Origin of the sequence: Corallococcus sp. 4LFB (genome assembly GCF_046520365.1) — a bacterium.
Taxonomy (GTDB): Bacteria; Myxococcota; Myxococcia; order Myxococcales; family Myxococcaceae; genus Corallococcus; species Corallococcus caeni.
Genome location: NZ_JBKGHJ010000736.1, coordinates 1 through 2,996 on the forward strand (window position 1 = coordinate 1; position 2,996 = coordinate 2,996).

A 2,996-nucleotide genomic window follows, 5' to 3' on the forward strand; every position below is an offset into this window, starting at 1 on the left:
AGCGAGCGGCCCAGCACCACCTCGTTGGTCGCCCGGCCGGGGCCTGCGCCCGGAGACGAGCCGGACCTCCGGCCGCGCCGCGAAGCTCTCCGCGCTGATGCCGCGCGCGGACGTGTTCATGGCCTGCGTGCGGCCGCTGGGCAGCGTCAGCAGCACCACCCGCTCCCCGGCCACCAGCGGCGTGCCGTCCGGCCCGGAGGCCACCTGCGGATCCGTGGTGAGGATGCGCACCGCGTCCCGCTCCACGCCGCTGACCAGCTCGCTGGTGGCCCCCTTGCGCAGCACGACGACGTTGGACGCGTCCCCGCCGGAGGCGAGCGCGGACTCGATGCCGTTGGCCAGCATCAGCACCGCGGCGAAGACGAAGACGACCAGCCCCAGCCCCACCACCGTGAGGCCGGTGGACAGCCGGCGCGCCCACAGGCTGCGGGCATTGTAGAAGAGCGGCACCATGGCTCAGGCCACCTTCCGCAGGCCTTCCGCCACCGGCAGCCGCACCGCGCGCAGGGCCGGCCCCACGCCCGCCAGCAGGGCCACCACCACCGCCGCCAGCGCGGACACCCAGAGCGTGTGTCCGCGCGTGAGGTGGTCCGGCATGGGGCCGAACCGCGAGGCGATGAGCTTCGCGAAGGCGCCCACCAGCAGCGGCGCGGCCGTCACGCCCAGCGCCGCGGCGCACAGCCCGATGACGGCGGACTCGGACAGCACCAGCGCCACCACGGTGCGCGGGCGGAAGCCCATGGCGCGCAGGGTGGCGATGTCGCGGGTGCGCTCGCGCACGCCCATGGCCAGCGTGTTGCCGATGACGAGCAGGATGATGAGCAGGATGACGGAGGACACCACCCGCACCGCGGTGACGATGGCCGAGGACATGGCCACGAAGCCCAGCTGGAAGGCCTTCTCGCTCTCCGTCTTCGTCGGGTAGGGCTGTTGTCGAACAGGCGGTCGATGGCCGCCGCCACCTCCGCGGAGCGCGCAGGGTCGTCCACGCGCACCGCGTAGATGCCCACCTGGTCCTTGCGCGCCTCCGTCAGCCGGTCGCTCTCGTTGAGGCAGCGGTAGCCGAACACCAGCGCGGTGGTGTCCACCCCGGGGCGCGCGCCGGTGTAGATGCCGCGCACGTTGAACGTCCAGTCGCCGGGGTAGATCTGCCCCTTGAGCGTCACGCGGTCCCCGACCTTCCAGCCGAAGCGCTGGGCCAGCCGCTCCCCCACGAGCGCGCCGCACGGGTCGCCGCGGAAGGCGGCCAGCTGCTGGGGCGGGACGAGGTACTCCGGGAAGACGTCCAGGAAGGTGTGGGGGTCGATGGCGAAGTTGGCGAAGAAGTCCTTCTGCGTGTCGCCCAGCGTGCCGCCGAACCACTCCTGGTGCGTGACGGAGGTGACGCCCGGCAGCGCGGCGATGCGCGCGTAGTAGGACAGCGGCAGCGGCTGGGTGAAGGACACCTTGTTGCGGACGATGAGCCGGTCCACCTGCGCGGCCCGCGCGTTGTAATAGAAGAGGTCGACGACGGTGCTCAGGAAGATGAAGGCCGTCACGCCCACCGCGCCCGCCAGGATGGTCAGCGTCAGCCGCAGCGGGTTGCGCAGCAGGTCCCGGCCCGCCAGCCCCACGTAGTTCACTGGAGCACCCCCTTGTCCAGGTGGTGCACGCGCCCGGCGCGCTCCGCGGCGTGCGGGTCGTGCGTCACCATGACGAGCGTCTTGTGCAGCTCCCGGTGGAGCACGCCGAAGAGGTCCAGCACGGCCTCCGCCGCCTTGCGGTCCAGGTCCCCGGTGGGCTCGTCCGCGATGATGAGGTCCGGGTCGGACACGATGGCGCGGGCGATGGCCACGCGCTGCTGCTCGCCGCCGGACAGCTGCGGCGGGCGGTGGCTCACGCGGTGGGTGAGGCCCACCAGCTCCAGCGCGGCGGCCACGTGCCGGCGCCGCTCCGCGCGCGTCAGCGGCGTGAGCAGCAGGGGCAGCTCCACGTTCTCCGCCGCGGTGAGCACCGGGATGAGGTTGTACAGCTGGAAGACGAAGCCCACGTGCGCGGCGCGCCAGTCGCTCAGCGCGCGGTCATCCATCTCCGCCAGGTCGCGGCCGGCCACCTCGACGCTGCCGGTGGTGGGCCGGTCCAGCCCGGAGACCAGGTTGAGCAGCGTGGACTTGCCGGAGCCGGACGGCCCCATGAAGGCCTCGAAGGCGCCGGTGTCGATGCTCAGGTCCACCCCCGCCAGCACGGGCACCTCCACCGTGCCGCGCCGGTACGTCTTGGACACGCCCTGGAGGCGCACCATGGCGGGGGCCGGAGCTGACAGGGCGTCCTGGCTCATCCGCCCCCCGTCTCCACCTTCACGCGCCGGCCGTCGCGCAGGCGCTTCGGGTCCGGCGCCACCACCACCTGCGTGCCCGCGCGGGGCCCCTGCGTCAGGGACACCTCGTCGCCCACGCGCTCGCCCACGCGCACCGGCTGGCGGGTGAGCCGCGCGTCCTTCACCACCCACACGGCGTCGCCCTTGCTGTCGTGCACCACCGCACTGGCGGGCACGCGCGGGGGCTGGCCGTGGGCGTCCAGCTCGCCCGGGGGCAGCGGCTGGCGGAGGAAGGACACCTTGGCGCCCATGTCCGGCAGCGCGCCCTGGGGGACGGACTGGAAGCGCACCAGCACCGTGGCGGTGGCCTTGGAGCGGTCGATGGCGGGGCGCACCGTGGCCACCTTGCCGGGGAAGGCGCGCTCGGGCAGGGCGTCCAGGAAGATGAGCGTGGGCTGGCCGGTGTGGATGCGCGACAGCTGCTCCTCGCTGACCTCGGCCTCGACCTCCAGTGCCTGGAGGTCCACCAGCTCCACGATGCCGCCCAGGTTGGTGCCGGTGAGGGCGGCGGGCGCGAGCACCGCGCCCTCGTTCGCGAGCTTCTTCGACACGGTGCCGTCGAACGGCGCGCGCACCACGGTGTGCGCGAGCTGGAGGCGGGCCGCCTCGCGCGCCCGGCGGGCGACGGCGAGCTGCGCCC

General features: G+C 73.7%; 3 protein-coding genes and 2 pseudogenes. All 5 read right to left on the reverse strand.

What is annotated here, in order from left to right:
- A pseudogene (locus ACLEQD_RS40355) lies at positions 1 to 453 on the reverse strand (ABC transporter permease); the annotation flags it as partial.
- Positions 454 to 456: 3 nt separating this feature from the next.
- The gene (locus ACLEQD_RS40360) at positions 457 to 873 is read right to left on the reverse strand and encodes an ABC transporter permease (RefSeq protein WP_410391259.1); all 417 of its coding nucleotides are present in this window, start codon (positions 871 to 873) and stop codon (positions 457 to 459) included.
- A 128-nt stretch (positions 874 to 1,001) separates the two neighbouring features.
- Positions 1,002 to 1,622 (reverse strand): annotated as a pseudogene (locus ACLEQD_RS40365) (ABC transporter permease); the annotation flags it as partial.
- Positions 1,619 to 2,317: an ABC transporter ATP-binding protein gene (locus ACLEQD_RS40370; protein ID WP_410391260.1), complete on the reverse strand. Its 699-nt coding sequence runs from the start codon at positions 2,315 to 2,317 to the stop codon at positions 1,619 to 1,621. The pseudogene ACLEQD_RS40365 and the gene ACLEQD_RS40370, both read right to left, overlap by 4 nt.
- On the reverse strand, positions 2,314 to 2,996 hold a 683-nt coding region (locus tag ACLEQD_RS40375; protein ID WP_410391261.1), incomplete at its 5' end, for an efflux RND transporter periplasmic adaptor subunit. The genes ACLEQD_RS40375 and ACLEQD_RS40370, both read right to left, overlap by 4 nt.